This is a genomic window from Sporomusa sp. (assembly GCF_057736855.1).
On the sequence record NZ_JBYKYF010000011.1, the window covers coordinates 1 to 19,505 of the forward strand.

Consider the following 19,505-nt stretch of genomic DNA (forward strand, 5'->3'; position numbering starts at 1 on the left):
CGGTAATCTTTGGGTACAAAAAGGACAAAATATTTCCATTTCACAGCCAGACCAAATCTTGAACATGCGATAACCTCCTATTTGCAACATGGGTAGAACTATTATAATTATCCCAATTGGTTGGGCGGAATATGCCTGTTAGAGTTTTTACTCAAATGATAGTGTCACCGCCGGGCTATAAATAGAGCTAGGAAAGAATTGATCCATACTCAAATTATAATTACCGAAAGTCTTTGGTCACAGTAGCAAAACAATGCAGACTTAATTGACGGGAACATAACCTCTAAAAAGACAGAGAGCCACATTCTACAGTAGAATTGTGGCTCTCTGTTTTTAAATGACATATCAAACGAGTCTTAAAAGAAGATTGTGATTCCTACGACAATATAAAAGTAGACCGGTCGGTAAATCCTGACCGGTCATCCAAATAATCTGGCTTTCTTTTTGCAAAAGCCAGATACTTATATAGTGGGTACAGGAGGAATAGTGAAATTCGATAGTGTCTGAGAATAGTACTGTTTATACGGTATAGCTTTTGTCATCAGAGTCGGCATGGGCTTTAAAATCAAAATTATTAAAGTAGCGAATATTCTGGGGTGTGTTTTGAGCTGGTGGGAATTCAAAGTTTTTATATTTTACAACAGGGTTTCTTTCTTTGCGTATGTTATTAAGAAACTCATCCGGAAGATTTAAGATAGACTTTACCACTTCGCGGGGAGTCATAGCAATCCATTGAGCAAGTGATACATCGGCAAAATGGCTGCTGTTAAAAACTTCAAGGAATTGGAGCGGTTCATCGCCGATATTTTGAACATAATGGAAGCCGCCAACAGGCACATAGCCTACATCGCCAGCACTGTAATTAAAAGTCCGGGCTTTGGGACCAGGCATAAACACCGTCATTCTTGCTTTGCCTTTAATATAATATTGAAATTCGTCTTGATTGGTATGCCAGTGTATTTCCCTCATGGCTCCAGGTTCTACCGTTACCAGAGCGGCTGCAACCGTATCGCAGGCAGGGAAATTCCGGTTATCAAGAATTTGTATAGTACCTCCATCACCTCTGATTGGTTCTACACGACATAGTTCATGCTTGTAAGAATGAGGGACCGTTCCTGTTGGAGAAGGGACAAATTGAGATTCTAAAGTTCCTGGGTCACCACCATCAGTAATATAAACTTGTTTTGATGGTATGTTTTTAAAAGTTTCTTCAGGCACGCCAAAGTTTGCAGACAAAATATTCATGGGCATATGGGCAAACATTTCTGAAATAGAAAAGGTATTATGCTCAGAATATTCCCCCTTGTCAAAGAACATTAAAAACTCGCAACCTTCATGAAGTCCCTGGATGCTATGTGGAATGTTTTTTGGGAAAATCCAGCCCTCGCCGGGGTAAATATCTGCGGCAAAATTTCTTCCCATTTCATCGACAGCGGTAATACGGCAGCTTCCTACTAGGAGAAAGCCCCATTCAGATTGCTGATGTGTGTGCATTTCTCTTACGCCAGGCGAAAGGTTCATGTTTACAACAGCAAAGGTATCAGAAATAGGGAGCTCGCGCTTTGTAATTTCCCTTGACCATCCTCCTGGCTTGAGAATCATATTAGTATCTGAAAAGGAAAATTTGAGATTGGGTATAAGTCCTATATCGGTGGCTGGAGGAACTAACATATCGGGATTTTCTTCATCCCGCATAAGATTTCTCGGACCTAAGTCAAGCGCCCCACAGCCATCTGATCGTATAGGTTCTGGTCTGTTTGCAGCCTTTAGTTGATCTAACTTTTCCTGCAATCTTGTTTGCAATATTCTTTCCATAAAAATCTTCCTTTCGTATATGGTATTATACGAATAGGTTCTACAAAAAAATATATATATACTCAGAATTTGCTACACTAAAAGTGTCAGTGCTGGCTTAATTTGATGCAGGTTTACAGTACATGTTCCTGTTATCGGGCACTGCATACTCAACCCGCGTCAAGAGCAGTTACTGTAACTATAACGGGAGAGGTAAGAAAAATTATCCATTGATACTGTTTATGATTTACCGGTATAATATAAGCTGAGCCTCAATATTATCCTGTGAAGGAGTGATAGGATGAGACTACAATTGATTATGAGCGCGATTATAATTGCCTTAGTACTTGGCCTAGGCATTAACTACAAAACTACCGTGGTGCAAAAGCAAGCCGATGAAGCCCGTATGGAACAAATAGCTTCTGAGGCCGAAATGAATCGGCAACAGGTGGAAGAAATGCAAAAAGAGATAGCCTTGTTAAGACGTGAACTGGCGACTCAGCGTGAAGTCTACCCAACTAGCCGTGGTGGGCGGCGCGTGGCCCGCTACATAGATGGCGCGCAGGTGACTTGGTATAATGATAGGGGCAAAACAGCATCAGGCACAATAGCTACCCCAGGCAGGACAGTCGCTGTTGACCCGGACGTGGTCCCGTTAGGATCAGAAGTTGAGATTGTTATGCCTGACGGCAGAGTGTTTCGACGTATAGCTGAAGATACTGGCGGGGCGGTTAAAGGTAAAGTGTTTGACGTTCATATAGATGCTTCGGACGAAGAATTATATGAGCTAGGTCGTACCCATGGGGTCAGAGTATTTGTGCTTGATCGATAGTGATAATTGATGGTATTTGGCGAATAATCCATGAAAAAAGCACTGACTGTGCAGTCAGTGCTTTTTGTTAATTGTGTTACGTCATTCAGAAGATATAGTTGTGTTGCATGTAGAAAGGGAATGTGGCTAGTTTGTGTATCTGGGTTTGGAGTTTTTAGCTATCATACCAAAGAACATAATCATACAGAAGATAACAAGATAGAATATGACTGCCATACCGTGAGAATAGCATGCAGCAATGATCATGAATATACAGGAACAAATAGCTAGCACTGGCATGAGGAAGCGTTTGAAGAAGCTCAGGGATTTCTCTTTAATCATTATCATAATGAAAATGGGGATATACATAGCATAAATAGTAACTATGGGAAGTTCTGAGCTATCAAAACTAAACGGGCCAAACCATGGAACAGCGGTTAGATTGGCACCGAAGAAGTATAAGAGCCACATGCTGCTGAGCAGAAGGCCGATAATGGAAGAGTTAGTTGGCATATTGGTATTTTTATCAATACATCTAAAAACGCTTGGTCCAGGTCCCATATTTCTGGCTGCCAATGCATAGAAGCCACGGGTACAGCCCATCATCAGACCATTTAAAGTTCCTAAACAGGAGATAACAACAAAGACGAACAGAATCGTGCCGCCAAGGTTAGAAAATAAAGTGGAGAACGCCATTTTTGCTCCGGCTTCACCGCTTTTCATTATTACGCTGTTTTCAACAGCGCCGGCAAGTCCAGTATAGTAAAGAATGTAGATCAGAACCACAAACAGGGTGCCAAAGGTAAGGGCTCGGGGCAGGTTCTTTTTTGCATCTTTTAATTCAGCATTAATACTTGTCGCAATAATCCAGCCTTCGTACGCAAATGCCGTGGCCACAACTGCAGTAAACAGCGGGTTGTTGCTTGTGGCCTCGGCAATGACACCGCTCGTGAAGTTTTGAATCAAAATGCCATTTTCCAGACCTGCGATGGTGCCGACAACAGCCATCAAAGCTAGCGGAATGAGCTTAATGACAGTAGTTGAAACCTGGAACTTACCTGCCAGTTTTGGCGAAAGGGCATTTAGTACATAACTAGCAACCAAAAAGAAGGACGAAAGACTCATGGCTTCGCTGCCGACAATATTCCAGCCCAATAATACACAGGTGTATCTGGCAGAGACCCAGGCAAGCACTGACGTAAGAGTTGGATAATAAATAGTGGCTAAAAACCAGCCAATAAAATAAGCATAACTGCTACCGAGAGTCACCTCAGCATAATCTACTACACCATTTACTTTTTCATAGCGGGTGGCCATTGTTGCGAAAACATAGGCACAGATGATCATGATTAAGCCACCAATGATCCAGGCCAGAATACCCTGTGGTAGATCGCCGCCAGTAGCGGTTAATACTTTTTCGGCCTTGAAAAACACTCCACTACCAATTACAATACCAACGACCATGGCGATAGCGGTAAAAAGGCCATACTTTTTTTGCAGTTCATTTTCCATAAAATTATTATTCCCTCTGCTTAATTCATATTTGCCTAAAAAATAATGTTTTTTAAGCACGTATATCATTGTAACATAAAATCTTAAAGAAACATACATGGTAAACGGAAAAATGTGTACTATAAAAAATACGAATTGCAAGGTGTTATGTAATTATAGTAATGATTTATTATTTTCTACTTTACTAGCCGTGAAATTGTTTTAAATACTTCAGTTCCGGCCTCGCGGCATAGCTCAAATAAGATGGATTCTACTGTTGTAAGGATGGCTCCCTCATATTCCATACGCCGCAAAGCAATTTCGTAGTCCTGATGCCGACGGGAACTAATGGCATCGGTAACTACAACCGGCAGGAGACCTAATGCTTTTAGATCAATGACTGTTTGCAGAACACAAACATGGGCTTCAACCCCTGTTATAATCACGTATTTGCAACTCGCTTCACATAGCTTGGCAGTAAGGTTTTCGTTACCGCAACAGCTAAACGTAATTTTATCATAATAATCTTCGTTAGTAACGAACGGTCGAAGTTCCTCAATGATATCTCCCAGACCTTGCGGATACTGTCTTGCTGCAATTACAGGCACCTTCAGGGCATTTGCGCCTTTGAGTAGAGTAGTAATTTTTTGACTTAAGAGTTCTTTGTCTTTCATGTGAGGATATAATTTCTCCTGAACATCAATTAACAGAACCACAGAATTTTCTTTAGTGATACGCATGCACTCGTTCCTCCTAACAGCGCTGCTGCGGGTAGTTGCTCAGCCAGCAGGCTCGTTTTATTTTAGTTTAATTAATATATTTATTATAGTAAATTCAACTATCGTTTGCTATATAAGACCCCAATTCATGATAGCAGGCATTAAAAAATATAATTCTTTATGCCAGTTAGTAGTTGTAGTCGGTATTTTTTTGAAACTTAGGCTATTTGGCATTGAGGGCCTAAATAATAAGTGCTAAAATACATATACATTCAAAGCTTGCCGAAACCTATCATAGGCTTAATTTGCCGTAGTTTTATGTGTACCAAAAAGAAAGGAATTTATGATGGATGTAAGAAAAACAATTACTGCTATGATTCAAAACTATGTGCAGGAATACTCGAGAAAGCCAGAAATTACATCCCGCTGGGGTGAGCCATTGGTTGGTTTTGCCGATGCTAATCATCCAGATATTTTACAATTAAAGGATATTATTTCCCCGCAGCATGTTATGCCCTATGAGGTTATAGAAAAACCAACAATTATTATTGCCTATTTTGTCCCGTTTACCAAGGAACTTGCCGAGACAAACCGAGCCCCCGGGAGTTTGGCTTCTCCCGAATGGGCGCGTACCTACGAAGAAACGAATGCAATGTGTAGAGAATTAAATCATCATATAATAGAAGAGTTAAAGAAAATGGGCTATGAAGCAGGAGTTTCTAAAGAGGCAACTACTTTTGACCGGGAAAAGTTAATAAGCAATTGGTCGCAGCGGCATATTGCAAGACTGGCAGGATTGGGGACTTTTGGCATTAATAATATGCTGATTACCAAAAAAGGCTGCTGTGGTCGCTATAGCACTGTAATTACCAATTTGCCTATTGAAGCAGATAAGCCGCTGGATGATGACTATTGTCTTTATAAAAGTAAAGGAACTTGTGGAGTTTGTGTACGACGTTGTCCAGCTGGGGCATTAACGGTTAGCGGCTTTGATCGGCAGAAATGCTTTCAAGTTTGTTTAAAGAATGCTGAGCTTTATCACGATTTTGGGAGTTCTTATTCTGATGACAGTGGAAACAATTCCGGTAGTGTTGGCAGTGAAGTCTGCGGTAAGTGTGTTGTCAACGTACCTTGTGCTTTTACGTAACAGTAAGATTCAACATGGAGGGGTATATAATGAATAAGATGCAAGCAGGGACTATGGTTGAAGTTTTTATAAAGCTTGAAGATATCAAATGTGCTGAACAGGTTGTTGCTGCCGTTAATTCGTATTTTTCATCAAGTGATAGAGATTACAGTTTTACTGAAATAAGAAATGGTGGTACTAACGGCAGTGAACTGAAACTTGTATTTGTTGGTCCTGGACAAGATTATAAAGACATAGCCGACAGTGTTCACAAATTTTTAATTTCCTTTATGGATGATTTTTATGATGATACTCTTGAAGAGGATTGGTTGAATGAAATGGGGTGTGACGAAATGCCCAGCATTATCAGTTATGAAGTAAACGCGGCCAAAGCATATTCAGAGGAAGGCCATTAAACACTATTACATGTTTTATAATGAAATAATTGTTTTACCAAAAGAGTAAAAACCAACTCTTTGATTGAGCTGGTTCTTACTTTTTTGTTAGTCTTTTTAGTACTTAGTGGTTCATATTACCGGGATCAGGATCTTGGAATGCTGCGGGTGCTGGATTCTTTAGGTCAAAATACTTACCAGGTGTTGACAAATCAAAGTACAGGCGGGCGTTTTCATCGATTCCCCAGTCTTGAGTGGAGCTAGTTCCTTGAATCCGGTTAAAAGCCTTTCTAAATAAAGTGTTATGGGCTTCTTCACGATTCAAAAGAAAATCTATGGTTTCTCTTACGTATTTGTCCGCAATTTGACGGTATAGGTACTCATACACTGCTTTGGCACGTTGTTCAGCAGCAATATTAGATAATAAATCAGCCGGCAAGTCACCGGTGACATTCACATAGGCGGCTGTCCAAGGGTAGCCTGAGGCATTGGTCAGGGCTGGATTTAGTCCTGTAAGCACATGACTTTCGATATGCCCTGATGCAACTGCCTGGGCATCCACATTATGCCCATTTAACAGGTTAATGGTAGTAGCGATCATTTCCATATGGCTTAATTCTTCGGCCGCAATATCCATAAACAAATCCTTAATTTCCGGATCTTTTATGCGAAAACTTTGGGACATATACTGCATAGCTGCTTTCAACTCGCCCTGTGGGCCGCCTAGCTGCTCTGTCAACATGGTTGCGTAAGTAGGATTGACTTTTTCCACCTTGACTTCTCGCAGTAACTGTTTTTCGTGTTTGAACAAAACTGTTCCCTCCGTATCTCGGTATTTTTAGGATTATTTCTAACTAAATATTGGCAAAGCAAACCCGTTTTTAATGGAAAGCCGCGCCAGTTGGTACCAGCTTTCATTAGATTTTTATGTAGAAGGATCATCCTGTTGCGTTTACATTTGATGAGTATAATGTTAGGAATGGGTCTGTTGCTGCATCAGATGACTACGTAGTTGTTCCTGAGGAGTGTTATGTGCCATGTACCAGCCTTTGGCAATTGCAAAATCCGATAATGCATAATGCTCTTGAACACTAGCCATAAAATGCTTGGTCATCATATCACGAAGTTGGTAATTGCTTGTTTCCATCAAGGCCATAGCCATAGAACACAGAGTGTGTTTCGAGTCTTTAATCATATTTATGGCAATATCTCTATCTATAGCATTGGCATTTGATAGCTGATTCATATATGCCCCCTCATTGTAACTGGGATGTTACTTTATTAAGTAAAAATTGTTGCATTTCTTGCATTCTAGATTGCTTTGCCTGCAATGATTTTTGGATAAACGTTTTGAGGTCCGGATCCTGAATGAGGTTCATACTCAATTGCATCATTTTCATTGTCGCCATTTCGCCGTTTATTACTTCATTAAGTTCTAAAGCGTCATGGGGTGTTAAGCCTTTAGCATTATCCATCTAATATCCTCGCCTTCCGCTGAACTATTGTTGCATAAAACTTGTTACCATACGGGACAGCTGCAGGTCTTCCCGAAACTGCTGTTTTACTTCATAGGGATGAGCCCAGCCTTTGGCAATGATTATGTCAGTAATCCTGAAATGATCTTGGAGGCATTGTTGCAAGGACTGATTAATTAGTTGCCTAAAATCATGATTTGTGGCCTCCATGGCAGCCTTTGTTAAGCTCATTAAACAGAATTCTGATTCTTTCAACATATCAAAAGCTACAGTCCGGTCTGGCATAGTACTAGAACCAGGCATCTTCTCCATGATTGGCATTTTCTAGTCCCTCCTTTAAAAGGCTGTGTTTTGTGCTTGGTTCATTACATTTTCTAACTCAGCTATGCGCTGCTCTTTCATTTGGAGTGACCATTCAATATACTCTTTTAGGTCTTGATCATGAACTACACCGAGCATTGCCTGCATTTTTTGCGCTGCGGTGACTTCACCAACAATGAGTTCGTGCAATTCCATTACTTCGTGTGGACTGAAATTAGCCCTTTGGTTCATAAAGGTTTCGCCCCCTTTTTGGCTATTTTGACCATGTAGGTTTTAGTTTATACAGGCCTGACCTTCTGAAACCCAAGGATGGTTATTGTGTAACCTTTTTTTGGCAGTATTGTTGTGCTGTGCTAGTGTGTGTAAGTTGCAATATAATGCAATATATTGTATTATATTGTAATACTGTAATGTTTGTTGCTGTACAATTGTAAGCCAGTGTCAGCTTATATTCGCAGTAATGAATCTTGCCAGGGACGAGGAGAAAGCAATATGAAATTAAAATTTAAATTTTTTCTGTTTACGGTCAGCATGGGCGTGGTATTGTTAGCCGTTTCCTGCGCGGGCTATTTTTACGCCAAGAAGGAAGTCCAAAAAAATATTGAAGCTGAAATGTATTCAGTGGTTGGCTCCCATTCAAAAGAGCTAAATGGCTGGCTGCTGACTAAGGCACAAACGGCGGTTACTACCAGTGAAACCATAAGGAGAGTCTTAGGTGATGCTGACATGCCGTTTACTTTTGTACAAAGCTATGCCTCAGATCCCTCTTTACTGAATTTGTATGCAGGATTCGAAGATGGTAAATTCTTGGATGGAGCGCGAGTTAATCTTCCTGCAGACTATGATGCACGTAAACGTGGCTGGTACCAACAAGCTAAAGAAAAGAAGGGACTAATTTTTACTGATGCATATATTGATTCGTCCAGCAAAAAGTATGTGGTGTCGGCAGCAACTCCGATCTTAGGTACCGCTGGTAACATACGCGGGGTTGTTGGTATAGATATTTCGCTAGATTTCTTAAGTGAGCAGGTAAAACAGATTAACCTGAATGGTAAGGGACATGGATTTATTATTGATCAAAACGGAATCATATTGGCTCATCCAGATGCTCAAATGGTTTCCAAAAATATAAGTGATTTTCCATCTTTCAAAACTTCGGTTAAAGATATACTTAGTAAAGATACCGGAACCATTACATACCAGGTGGATGGCATGTCAAATCTTATGATTTTTAATAAGATTGCCTCAACCGGCTGGTTGTTAGCCATCGCTGTAGATCAAGAAGAAGTTTATCAGCAACTTAACATGTTGCGCTATCAATTTATAACCATTACGATCCTTGGTCTTTTGGTTGTGGGAGCGGCTAGTTGGATATATGCCCGCAGACTAACCGAGCAAATGGTAGCATTAACTTATCATGCTGAGAGTCTTGCCGCTGGAGATTTGACCATGCAAGAATTGACTTTTAAGTCTAAGGACGAGGTTGGGCAGCTTGCCGCAGCATTCAATGGAATGGTGAAAAATTTACGTAACCTTATCATTCGGGTATCACAAACAGCCGAACAAGTGTCAGCATCTTCGGAAGAACTTACTGCAAGTGCTGAGCAATCTGCAGAATCAACCAATCAGGTGGCGGTTGCAATTAATCAAGTGGCCCAAGGGGCTGACACGCAAGCTAGCGCTATTAAGAATACTGCTGCTGTTATCGAACAAATGGCAACCAGCATCAAACAAATAGCAGTCAATACCAATACTTTGGCAGAAATGTCCGAAAAGGCTGCTAGTGCGGCAACGCAAGGTAATGAAGCGGTGGAAGCGGCTATCAATCAGATGAGTAATATTGAAAATACTGTTTCTAGTTCCGCTCAGGTAGTAACTCATCTTGGAGAACGTTCCAAGGAGATTGGGCAAATTGTTAGTACCATTTCAGAAATTGCCGGTCAGACGAATTTGCTGGCGCTAAATGCGGCTATTGAAGCTGCACGCGCCGGGGAACAAGGGCGGGGCTTCGCGGTAGTGGCAGATGAGGTACGAAAGCTGGCCGAGCAATCACAGGAAGCTGCTAAACAAATTACCAGCCTGATTACTGCCATTCAGTCTGAAACGGATAGAGCGGTTGCAGCAATGAGCGAGGGAAGTCGGGAGGTTAAGATTGGGGCCGAGGTAGTAAATAATGCAGGTTATGCTTTTAAAAATATAGTGTTTCTCATCGACGAAGTATCTACCCAGACTAAGGAAATATCGGCTGCTATTCAGCAAATGACTGACGGAAGCCAGCAAATTGTTGCGTCTGTGCAGGACATTGAACGTATTAGCCAAAATACTGCCGGTCAGACACAGACTGTTTCTGCAGCTACCCAGGAGCAATCGGCCTCCATGCAGGAAATCTTGGTATCCAGTCAGTCATTAGCTAGTGTGGCATATGAACTTAAAAATGCCATTAAACAATTCAAAGTATAGAAACGGCTTATGATTGATAAGTATAGTATGATTGATAAGTATAGTCTGCTGGTCTTGCGACAACTCTATCTGCTACCCGCTATTATCCACTCACACAAATAACCAAATCAATGATTATGGGTTATTCCCCATAAACAAAAGAACTAAAGAACCCTATTAGGAGCAGATCAGTTTTCATCTGCCCCTAATAGGGTTTATTTTTTATCAGATGTCTAATTTAGCCATATATGACTGTATAGTAGCAACCGAATGTTCGAAAGCTGCAGTTTCAGAAGCTGACATCGGGATGGCGAGAACCGGCCCGGCTCCATGTCTTCCTACCAGGGTAGGAAGGCTGACGGCAGTTTTATACTTATTGTTAAAGGTAGAGACAGGCAGAATTTGCTGGCTGTTGGTTACTATGGCTTCCAAAATTGCGCAGGCAGATGCTGCCGGAGCATATACCGTGCCTCCTTTTAGGGCAATAACCTGGCCGGAAGCTGATCGTACTTCATTGCTTATGCATTTGATGGCTGTTTCGTCATAATTTGGCAAGTTAGTTATTGGGATGCCTTTGATGCTTATGTTTGACGTTAAAGGCACCATGGTTTCTCCGTGTTCTCCGATAACATAGGCGTCAATATCACGGGCATCCACATGGAACTGTTGTGCAAGATAAGAACGGTAGCGGGCTGTATCAAGCACAGTTCCCATACCTATCACCCGTTCGGCAGGAAAACCCGAAACTTGGTAGGCCAGGTAAGTCATGACATCTAGAGGGTTAGTAATCATCAGTAATATGGATTGAGGACTTAACGAAACTACCTCTTTTACAATTTCAGCAATGAGCTTGGCATTGCGGGAAAGCAGCATTACGCGTGGTTCGTCAGCCCGGCGAGGAATTCCCGCACTGATAACGACGATATCCGAGTTAGCGGTATCCTGGATTTGGCCATGCTGGATACGGGCGTGCGGAGAAAAGGCCTGGCATTGAAGTATATCGAGTGCTTCGCCGTGAGCCTTGTCGGGAGAGGCATCTACCAAAACAATTTCTTGTGCCAAACCCTTGCAGGCTGTTGTATAAGCAACTGCTGCGCCAACTTTACCACTGCCAATAAATGAAATTTTCATGTCTTCATCCTCCAATTTTACTGTGGTTCATGTTGTGGTCTTTATATGTAGTCTATATAGGGAAGGGGCTTGCTCGTGTTATTATTCCGTGGAAATACAAGGACTAGTGAACGATCCTATTGTAGGCCATAAATTGAAGTCTAATGCTGACAGCACAAGAGAAGGGGACATTGGTAACATTCCTCCCCAAAAATAGAACTACTGTCATTTTATCATAAGCTACATATTATGTAATAAGTGCATCTATTAATTATTATACCTACTACATTTAAAGGGAGGATATAGAAGTATGGCAGGTGCTATTATAGGAACTGTTCCCCTAAATGTTTCTCTTTCAAACAACGATGGTTCTATTATTGATATTACTATTACCAATACCGGCGCTCCTATAACAAATCCAGGTTTCATTGTAACTGCTGTTTATGTTGATGAAGACAATGAACAACAATATGTTTATTCTCAACCTGTTACCTCATTAGGGACTAATGAGGACGTTACTCTTAGTTTGGCAGTTGATGGTGTAACGACTTTCGTTGAGGCCAACTTACGCGTAGGAATAGGATTTATTCACTCAACAGCAACACCTTAGCCGTTGAGAGTGAGACTTGGGGGATTACCCAAGCCTCCTACATAACGCTGAAATACGTATAAACGACATTCCTGCAGTCTGCCATCATGTAAGGCGGGAGGGGATAATTTGTCAGTTATCAATATTTTAGCAAGCAAAAGCTTAACGATATGTAATCGAAGAGTACGCCGAGGTATGAAGGGGAAAAAAATCATTGTAGGCAATAAACGTAAACGTAATTATTGCAGTTATCTTTTTTTTGATACTTCAGCAATTCCCAATAACATCTCGCTTTTATCCGCCAAACTCGTGTTATTTAAATTATGTGATTTTTTTCAATGTACCGCTGTAAAGTTTTCCGTCTATCCGCTATTAGAACAAATTAGTTCTTATACAACTTATGACAATGATTGCCCCATATGCGTAGATCCAACACTTAAACAAGACTTTTTTCCCTTTACCTGTGATGTCGCCATAGAAATAGATATAACTACCATCGTCGATAGGTGGATTAAAAATACATTAGTGAATAGGGGGGTGGTCATAACAGGTAATAATACTGACACTGACTACTATTTTTGTTATACAACCTTTGGTTCTGCCTACAGCAAAGATAATACGGTCATTCCCTTTTTAAGAATAGCCTTTACACAAGACTCGTGCTTTTGTTTGTTACCTAAAGCAGACCTTACTTATACTACCAGGGTTTTTCCGGCTACAAATCATTACTCTAAGGACGGGAAGTCTGAAAGTCAGCCGATCTTCCGGGGATGAAACAACAGGGAGCTAAAGGGTGAAAAATCTACGGATCAAAGTCAAAAAGCCGTTGCCTGACGAAATGTCAGTTGCAACGGCCTTAGTTTCCGAATAAACAGGATCAAATATGCAAAGATAGGACTTAAGATTAGGTGTGCTGCCTAAGTTGCGGACAGCAGGCAGCTAAAGTGAGTTTGTAATTTGGGGCAGAGAATCCTGTTCTAAGTGTCTTTCACGGCAAAAGGCTTATGCTATTTTATTTAATTGGAGTGTAACGGTTAACAAATCTTCACTCATGGATTGTATGTTTTCTAATGCCTTAAAAATTTCGCGTATTGACAGGTTTTCTTTTTGGGCAATATGCGCCATTTGTAAGAAATTAGCCTGGTTATCTGTCATATCAGTAGTTAATGTTACTAAGGGTGGTATAATTTTGTTACATCTGACTGGATTTGCGAATCGTTTCACTTGATTGCTGACTTTCGGCGGCCAGTTTTCCCACTTCTTTGGCAACTACTGCAAAGCCACGACCTGCTTCACCTACTCGTGCTGCCTCAATGGTAGCATTGAGTGCTAAGAGATTGGTTTGACCTGCGATATGCCTTATAGTATCTACTATGGTGCCAATACTATTAGCTGCTGCTGTCAAGACTTCTGAAAGGGATTTTATTTCTTCTAAGCGTTCTAAGCTATTTTTTAGTTTCGTACTCAATTGCTCAAAAGCTACTGTTTCTCCCTGCGATGAGTTGGACAATTGCTCCACTATTGCGGTGATTTGCTGCATATGTTGGGTTAGAGTGTTCATGCCATTCGTTATCTTCTCAGATAATTGCCTATGGTTAAATAAAGTAATCCATTTCATCAGTTCACAGACAGAATTGGTATTAATAATTCTTTTAGCACTGATGATACGGACGTCTTGCTTTAGTGATGCTTTAAACTTTTGCATAAGAATACCTTTTTCACCCAACAATGGACTCTACGCCCATAATTATGTCAGCTTGTTTGAGTTCTTCGACAACTTGAGCTTCTGGAATTTCATCATAAGAAATGAGTTTGAAATCCAGATGGTCGATTCCTACTTCCAAACAATACGCAATAAGCTGCTTGGCATAGTTAGTACTATTATTAAAAATATGTACTGTACAACCTTTAGGCAACTTAGCCAGCGTAATAAAAAATGATACATCAGGTACTAACTCTATCCCTACAATCTTGTTGGGGTCAACTATTTTTGCAGTTCTCCTTTACGTGAAGAAATGCGGAATTGTTCGCCCACTATTTAGGGAAGCTGCATATGTTTGAGCAAGTTTGATATATTGTTCCAATAGTTCGATGGCCATTTCTTTAGTTGTGTCTGGTATACTTACCTTCGCAGCTACTACTTTTGGCACTTTCGATATTTCAGGATTTTTGTGCGAATCATCGTTTTTCGCGGACTCCAGAAATCTTGCGGGGTTGGATGGTATTTGTGACCACCGATCCAGTTTAGTAGTGCCTGGCTTTTCTCAGGTAAACACCAACCTTTATTCATAAGCCATTGAAGAAGTGCCAACCCCTGTGGATTGTTCCGTTGTTTGCGAATGCTAGCGACAGAAGTGAACTTAAATTCTAAGCCAATTTTAGAACCGAACCTGTCGCCGATATCCAGGTCTACCGCTGCAAAATGGGGGGATAAGTAGCACAGAGCTTGCCGTAAATGGGGGTCTTTTTCTAGTGTGAGAATTCCCAAGTCTTTTAATCCGGTCAATATATCTGGCAACTTGGCGTTAAAGGCACACAAGCGTAAAGGGGCCGACGGACGAGAAAGCATCAATCCAACCTGAAATGATGAACATAAAGGACCAATCCTTTGTATATATGAACTCAACAATTTTTTTTGTCTAGCAGATAAGTCATAGTTAAAAGCACTAAGTGCGGTAATGATTGCCACAATCGACTCGGTCACAATATGGTTGTTAACACCGAAAAAAATGCTGGGAATAGGCACAAGGGGTGGCGTCCCGGACACATCAACCTCAAACCAAAGACCGTTATTCAGGCAATTCCTAAGATAAACGTCCTCATACCATTGATCCGCAAAGGCCATGATGCGTTGCCATACAGGGTTTCCGGAAAAGTATCCAGGTAAAATATTCAGCGAATGCTGGACCAGGTTAAGTAGCTCACCCCATTCCTGGCGGTTTATATACACACAATAACCGCCTTCATTGACGGTTTCGCCAATAGGACTTTCTAAACCGAAAATACGCGCTGTAGCAAGAAAATTGAGCGTATTAGCGACAGTTTCGTAATGTGCACTATTTTCCCGGCCAAATAAACTATGCAAAGTTGCGTTAGCGTGCAATCCGCGAAAAAAGTCTCCTGGCAAGAAGGATTGACTGGCAATTGTTGGCATAATTATACTCCTTGTTTGAAGCATTCGTTAGGGGAAGCGGCATGCTAAAAGTCAAGTGGGCAGGGCTTAGGGGGAAGGATACCACATTTCATTAGGAAAGTCTTGTCCGCAGGATCAAGCTGGCAAACAATGGCTGACGCGAGTTCTAATTCACGGCATCTCAATTGGCACATATCTTTAGGCAAATCCTTTCATGGTATGCTTAAACGGGAACTTATATATTTGAATAAATTTAAAACTCGCGCGGAGGCTTTGCATGAAATATTTGAATATATAGAATGCTTCTATAACCGCCAAAGAATTCATAGTTCTATAAACTACATGACGCCAGATGAAATCGAACGTAAATATTACCAGGAATTAAAGTTATCTTAAATTTTTCTTAGTTTGAGTGTCCATTAACTTGACATAGTATCAAATCTCAAACGGTTAGGTATACCCGATTGGAAAGCAAGGGAATGGGCTAATTCCCGTCTTGGATATTGGCGAATAGCCGATAGTTGGATTTTACACAGGTCATTAACAAACGAATACCTCGCATCCATTGGTTATGACGATATAGCCAAAAGATACGAGGTAATGCACTCAAACTATTGAACCGCCGTATACCGAACGGTACGTACGGTGGTGTGAGAGGTCGGCTACTCAACTAATGGGTAGCCTCCTACTCGATTAGCAAAACAACTCGGATAACACCTAGTTTTGGGCGAAATCAGAGAATATTATCATCTTTAATAGAAAAATCTCTATTCTGACAGTTAAAAAGTTCGTATTGACGGAGTGCGTTTTTCATTGATTAGCTGCGCAAAATCTTCAAGTTGCGTGCTTAACGTACTGCTGGCTGTTATAATTTCGGCATCAGCGGAATTAGAATTCTGCATAAGTTCATTCAGTTGCTCTCTAAGTGCTTTAACTTGCAGAGAAATTGTCTGTAACTGCTGCTCCATACAATAATCCTCCCTTATATGTTATTATATAGTCTTTCCCTACCATAAAAAAACATGCATACCTGGCAACTAGCAATCATTGACGCTTATGCTTATTTTATATCCGGGAAAGCTAATAACATCATAGGAGGTGATAATTTGACAGCCAAAAAGATCAGTTTTTGGAATGGCAAAAACATGGCCGGCGAAAATTATGTAGGGGCTAAAGACTTAATTGGCGAAGGAGCGCGCACCAGCCCCACAGAGTCCAAATATCAAGTAAGTAATGACACCATCGCTGCCGCTGACCTCCAGCCTGATGTAAACACTCCTGAAAAAAACAACAAGCAGGGCGGCTGACCGCCCAAAGATAAGCGATAGTTTAATCGCACTCAAACTTCAAAAAGGAGGAATTACCCTATGGCTAACAATAACAAAAACACGGACAATACACCTGTAAACAAAACCAATCCTGCTACTAAGTCTAACGATACTGACAAGAAAAAGCGTGGTCCTTGCAAGAACTCGCTTCCTACCTGATAACCAAATTGTGAAGGTGGCCTAATCGCCACCTTCACGTTGTAATAAATACGTCCAACCCTCTTTCTGTTCAACAAGCCGATCTTTGAGCAACCGACCCATTGCCCGTTTAAAAGCAGCCTTACTTATATTAAATTTTTCCTTAATGATTTCAGGTGGTGACTGATCACTGTATGGCATCTTTCCGCCTCGAGCACGAAGCACTTGCAGTATCTTCTCGGCATCCTCATTCATGGCAAGTTCTTTTGGCGGACGCATAGATACATTAAGACGTCCATCTTCTCGGATATAAGTAACCCGTACATCAAGTTCAGCTCCCATCCGGGGCCGTTCTGTCATCTCATCATTGTGCAAAAAAGCAATAAATCTCTCTTTGGTAAAGAGAAATGCACCCTGATCATTATAATTATACACTGAGCCGGTAACTATATCACCAATTTTTACGCCCTCAGCCGGTCGGGCAGCCTTTCTCAGCTCGTCTTCGACCTCCATCGTAACAGCCAGACGTCCGGATTTGTCTCGATACAACTTGACCCATACTTTCTCACCACGACGGGGCATGCCTCTCCTGCCGGCATGGGGCATAAATACACCCCGTTCAGCACCAATATTGACAAAGATACCATCGCGAGTTGTGTTAATCACTTCCACCCTGGCAACCTGGCCTTCTCGCATTTGCGGCAGACGCATGCTAGCTGCTAATCTACCCTTAGGATCAGTATAAAGAAATACCTTAACGGTTTGTCCTACAGTAACCGGTTCTGTCTGTTGGGCATTATGTAATAGAATATCATCACTGGTATTGCCAGTACCGGCATCTAAAAATACGCCTAAGTCACCTTTCCTGACCACTGGCAGTTCTACTACATCACCAGGCTTATATCTATGTTTGTTTTTTTCCATATTCACACCTAACCTTGGTAAGATATTTGCTTAGCATCGCCCCACAACCGCTCAAGATTATAAAACGCCCGGTCATCTTCCACAAAAACATGGGCCACACAATTACCATAGTCTAAAAGTACCCAGCGAGCTTCCCTGTAGCCTTCTTTACGCAACAGGCGAATGCCTTGCTCATCAAGTTTCTCCATAATATTATCAGCTATAGCTTGTACTTGTGTAGTTGAATTAGCACTGCAAATGACAAAATGATCTGTGACTGGTGATATTCCTTGCAAATCCATAATAATGATGTCACGCGCTTTTTTGTCACTGGCAGCTTTGGCCACTAATTCAGCTAAATGACTACTGTTATCAATCATCGGTTACAAATTACCTCCCGGAAACTCTTCGTTATAGCTTTTTCTTTCCAAAACTATTTTATTCGGACTGGATAAGCAAGTTTCCTGCCCAAAAAGGGTAAAGCCATAAAAATAAGCTTTACCCTTACATAGTGTATCAGTTTGCTCTAGTACCCATCGGCTTTGAAGTATCTTTTGATATTCCACCGGTTGTTGCTGTAGTAAAAAACATTTTTTCAATTAACTGGCTTGTCTGCTCTTTATCCGGTACCCAATAGCTTAATCCATCAAGAGTAGCAAAATTACCAGGCAGCATCTCAGCCGTAAAATTATTTAAGTCAAAGTTCTTAAGACTATTGGCTATTTTAACCATGGTCATCACTGACATATCGGTGTCTACATACTGATTGAGGGTGCTAACAAGAGCAGGTAGTTTTAAAATAGTACCAACTTGCATAGTCTCTTTGGCTAAAGCCTTCAAAAAGCGCTGTTGACGCTGTACCCGACCTATATCGCCAAGCTCATCACTACGGAAACGGACATATTGTCCGGCCATTTCACCATCTAAATGTTGATAGCCTTTCTCAATATTGATAGTCAGATCAGCATAGGGATCGTGGTAGTACATATCATGTTCAACATACAGATCCACGCCGCCTAAAATGTCAATAATGTTAATGAATGCCTGCCAGTCAATTACTACATAATAATTAATCGGAATATGCAAAAACTGCTCCACCGTCTTGCGGGCTAGTTCCGCACCCCCATATGCATAAGCATGGTTCAGTTTATCATACCCTTTATGTCCAGGAATATTTACCTTAGTATCGCGTGGTAACGACAATAAGTTAATTGTACCTTTATCCGGATCAATGCTGGCAACCATCATGGTATCTGACCGCCTAGCCGTATTGTAAGGATTTTCATGATCCAAGTCATCAACACCTAGGAGCAGAATATTCACCTTATTCTTTAACGTCTCAGGCGGACGTTCTGTAGTAGACTTGACTACTGGTGTAACCGCTGGTGTATGCACTAAACTAAGATATGCATACACCGTAGCTCCTGCGATTGCCACTACGGCAATCAATAACAACACCAGCAGAATAAAGATTCTATCCCAACGAACTCTACGTCGCCGCTTCCTTGTTTTGATTTCTGCATCTATCACGGCATCATCTCCTCTCCCAAAGACAACACCTTCACTTTATATCTCGTTTTGTAGTAGATAATTACGACCTTCGACTGTGGCCGGATGGATAAGCAACCCTTGTTCAATAACATAGTGAAGGGATTGATCGAAAGCAGCAAGCAAGGCAGCATTAAGGTCGGCGGCTGCTAAACTGCGAAGCCTATCTATACCGGGAAAGTTTC

At 41.3% G+C, this 19,505-nt stretch carries 23 protein-coding genes and 2 pseudogenes; 8 read left to right on the top strand and 17 right to left on the bottom strand.

Translation table 11 applies throughout. From position 1 onward, the window contains the following. Positions 1–519 precede the first annotated feature (519 nt). Entirely contained in the window at positions 520–1,815 is a 1,296-nt protein-coding gene (locus AC29Z1_RS01520; RefSeq protein WP_488269692.1) for a cupin domain-containing protein, read from the bottom strand. A gap of 280 nt (positions 1,816–2,095) precedes the next feature. Here AC29Z1_RS01520 and AC29Z1_RS01525 point away from each other — a divergent pair, with 280 nt between their 5' ends. Then, a complete protein-coding gene (locus AC29Z1_RS01525) occupies positions 2,096–2,626 on the top strand; it encodes a 3D domain-containing protein (RefSeq protein WP_488269693.1) in 531 nt (176 codons plus the stop codon). A gap of 126 nt (positions 2,627–2,752) precedes the next feature. Here AC29Z1_RS01525 and AC29Z1_RS01530 read toward each other — a convergent pair whose 3' ends face one another. Next, the gene (locus AC29Z1_RS01530; protein ID WP_488269694.1) at positions 2,753–4,117 is read right to left on the bottom strand and encodes an APC family permease; all 1,365 of its coding nucleotides are present in this window, start codon (positions 4,115–4,117) and stop codon (positions 2,753–2,755) included. Positions 4,118–4,293: 176 nt separating this feature from the next. Further along, positions 4,294–4,836, bottom strand: a complete 543-nt coding sequence (locus tag AC29Z1_RS01535; RefSeq protein ID WP_488269695.1) for an isochorismatase family protein — start codon at positions 4,834–4,836, stop codon at positions 4,294–4,296. A 322-nt stretch (positions 4,837–5,158) separates the two neighbouring features. Here AC29Z1_RS01535 and AC29Z1_RS01540 point away from each other — a divergent pair, with 322 nt between their 5' ends. Continuing rightward, positions 5,159–5,962, top strand: a complete 804-nt coding sequence (locus tag AC29Z1_RS01540) for an epoxyqueuosine reductase (protein ID WP_488269696.1) — start codon at positions 5,159–5,161, stop codon at positions 5,960–5,962. Between the two features lie 29 nt (positions 5,963–5,991). Beyond that, entirely contained in the window at positions 5,992–6,357 is a 366-nt protein-coding gene (locus AC29Z1_RS01545; RefSeq protein ID WP_488269697.1) for a hypothetical protein, read from the top strand. Between the two features lie 103 nt (positions 6,358–6,460). On the opposite strand, the gene AC29Z1_RS01550 is transcribed toward AC29Z1_RS01545, so the two are convergent. From AC29Z1_RS01550 to AC29Z1_RS01570, 5 genes are all read right to left on the bottom strand, one after another. Next, entirely contained in the window at positions 6,461–7,147 is a 687-nt protein-coding gene (locus AC29Z1_RS01550; RefSeq protein WP_488269698.1) for a manganese catalase family protein, read from the bottom strand. A gap of 162 nt (positions 7,148–7,309) precedes the next feature. Next, positions 7,310–7,582 carry a spore coat protein gene (locus tag AC29Z1_RS01555; protein ID WP_488269699.1) on the bottom strand — a complete coding sequence of 91 codons (273 nt, stop codon included), beginning with the start codon at positions 7,580–7,582 and terminating at the stop codon, positions 7,310–7,312. 10 nt (positions 7,583–7,592) lie between these two features. Continuing rightward, positions 7,593–7,811, bottom strand: a complete 219-nt coding sequence (locus tag AC29Z1_RS01560; protein ID WP_488269700.1) for a hypothetical protein — start codon at positions 7,809–7,811, stop codon at positions 7,593–7,595. A gap of 24 nt (positions 7,812–7,835) precedes the next feature. Then, positions 7,836–8,132 carry a spore coat protein gene (locus AC29Z1_RS01565; RefSeq protein ID WP_488269701.1) on the bottom strand — a complete coding sequence of 99 codons (297 nt, stop codon included), beginning with the start codon at positions 8,130–8,132 and terminating at the stop codon, positions 7,836–7,838. 15 nt (positions 8,133–8,147) lie between these two features. Beyond that, positions 8,148–8,363: a hypothetical protein gene (locus AC29Z1_RS01570; protein WP_488269702.1), complete on the bottom strand. Its 216-nt coding sequence runs from the start codon at positions 8,361–8,363 to the stop codon at positions 8,148–8,150. A gap of 261 nt (positions 8,364–8,624) precedes the next feature. Here AC29Z1_RS01570 and AC29Z1_RS01575 point away from each other — a divergent pair, with 261 nt between their 5' ends. After that, a complete protein-coding gene (locus tag AC29Z1_RS01575) occupies positions 8,625–10,592 on the top strand; it encodes a methyl-accepting chemotaxis protein (RefSeq protein ID WP_488269703.1) in 1,968 nt (655 codons plus the stop codon). A 204-nt stretch (positions 10,593–10,796) separates the two neighbouring features. Here AC29Z1_RS01575 and AC29Z1_RS01580 read toward each other — a convergent pair whose 3' ends face one another. Further along, positions 10,797–11,702: a malate dehydrogenase gene (locus tag AC29Z1_RS01580; protein WP_488269704.1), complete on the bottom strand. Its 906-nt coding sequence runs from the start codon at positions 11,700–11,702 to the stop codon at positions 10,797–10,799. A gap of 289 nt (positions 11,703–11,991) precedes the next feature. Here AC29Z1_RS01580 and AC29Z1_RS01585 point away from each other — a divergent pair, with 289 nt between their 5' ends. Then, positions 11,992–12,291: a hypothetical protein gene (locus AC29Z1_RS01585; protein WP_488269705.1), complete on the top strand. Its 300-nt coding sequence runs from the start codon at positions 11,992–11,994 to the stop codon at positions 12,289–12,291. 108 nt (positions 12,292–12,399) lie between these two features. After that, positions 12,400–13,044: a DNRLRE domain-containing protein gene (locus tag AC29Z1_RS01590; RefSeq protein ID WP_488269706.1), complete on the top strand. Its 645-nt coding sequence runs from the start codon at positions 12,400–12,402 to the stop codon at positions 13,042–13,044. A 439-nt stretch (positions 13,045–13,483) separates the two neighbouring features. On the opposite strand, the pseudogene AC29Z1_RS01595 reads toward AC29Z1_RS01590, so the two are convergent. From AC29Z1_RS01595 to AC29Z1_RS01605, 3 genes and pseudogenes are all read right to left on the bottom strand, one after another. Then, positions 13,484–13,975: pseudogene (locus tag AC29Z1_RS01595) on the bottom strand (methyl-accepting chemotaxis protein); the annotation flags it as partial. A gap of 13 nt (positions 13,976–13,988) precedes the next feature. Continuing rightward, positions 13,989–14,186: a hypothetical protein gene (locus AC29Z1_RS01600; RefSeq protein WP_488269707.1), complete on the bottom strand. Its 198-nt coding sequence runs from the start codon at positions 14,184–14,186 to the stop codon at positions 13,989–13,991. A 221-nt stretch (positions 14,187–14,407) separates the two neighbouring features. Next, the gene (locus AC29Z1_RS01605) at positions 14,408–15,424 is read right to left on the bottom strand and encodes a hypothetical protein (protein WP_488269708.1); all 1,017 of its coding nucleotides are present in this window, start codon (positions 15,422–15,424) and stop codon (positions 14,408–14,410) included. Between the two features lie 129 nt (positions 15,425–15,553). On the opposite strand from AC29Z1_RS01605, the gene AC29Z1_RS01610 reads away from it, so the two are divergent. Next, entirely contained in the window at positions 15,554–15,799 is a 246-nt protein-coding gene (locus AC29Z1_RS01610) for an IS3 family transposase (RefSeq protein ID WP_488269709.1), read from the top strand. Between the two features lie 383 nt (positions 15,800–16,182). Here AC29Z1_RS01610 and AC29Z1_RS01615 read toward each other — a convergent pair whose 3' ends face one another. Continuing rightward, complete coding sequence (locus AC29Z1_RS01615) at positions 16,183–16,371, bottom strand: hypothetical protein (protein WP_488269710.1); 189 nt, start codon at positions 16,369–16,371, stop codon at positions 16,183–16,185. A gap of 138 nt (positions 16,372–16,509) precedes the next feature. Here AC29Z1_RS01615 and AC29Z1_RS01620 point away from each other — a divergent pair, with 138 nt between their 5' ends. Then, positions 16,510–16,710, top strand: coding sequence for a hypothetical protein (locus AC29Z1_RS01620; protein ID WP_488269711.1), 201 nt, complete (start codon positions 16,510–16,512; stop codon positions 16,708–16,710). 201 nt (positions 16,711–16,911) lie between these two features. Here AC29Z1_RS01620 and AC29Z1_RS01625 read toward each other — a convergent pair whose 3' ends face one another. The 4 genes and pseudogenes from AC29Z1_RS01625 to AC29Z1_RS01640 form a co-directional block, all read right to left on the bottom strand. Beyond that, complete coding sequence (locus tag AC29Z1_RS01625; protein ID WP_488269712.1) at positions 16,912–17,793, bottom strand: CvfB family protein; 882 nt, start codon at positions 17,791–17,793, stop codon at positions 16,912–16,914. 8 nt (positions 17,794–17,801) lie between these two features. Continuing rightward, entirely contained in the window at positions 17,802–18,152 is a 351-nt protein-coding gene (gene rsfS, locus AC29Z1_RS01630; protein ID WP_488269713.1) for a ribosome silencing factor, read from the bottom strand. Positions 18,153–18,288: 136 nt separating this feature from the next. Beyond that, a complete protein-coding gene (locus AC29Z1_RS01635) occupies positions 18,289–19,302 on the bottom strand; it encodes an LCP family protein (protein WP_488269714.1) in 1,014 nt (337 codons plus the stop codon). Between the two features lie 36 nt (positions 19,303–19,338). Further along, a pseudogene (locus AC29Z1_RS01640) lies at positions 19,339–19,505 on the bottom strand (bis(5'-nucleosyl)-tetraphosphatase (symmetrical) YqeK); the annotation flags it as partial.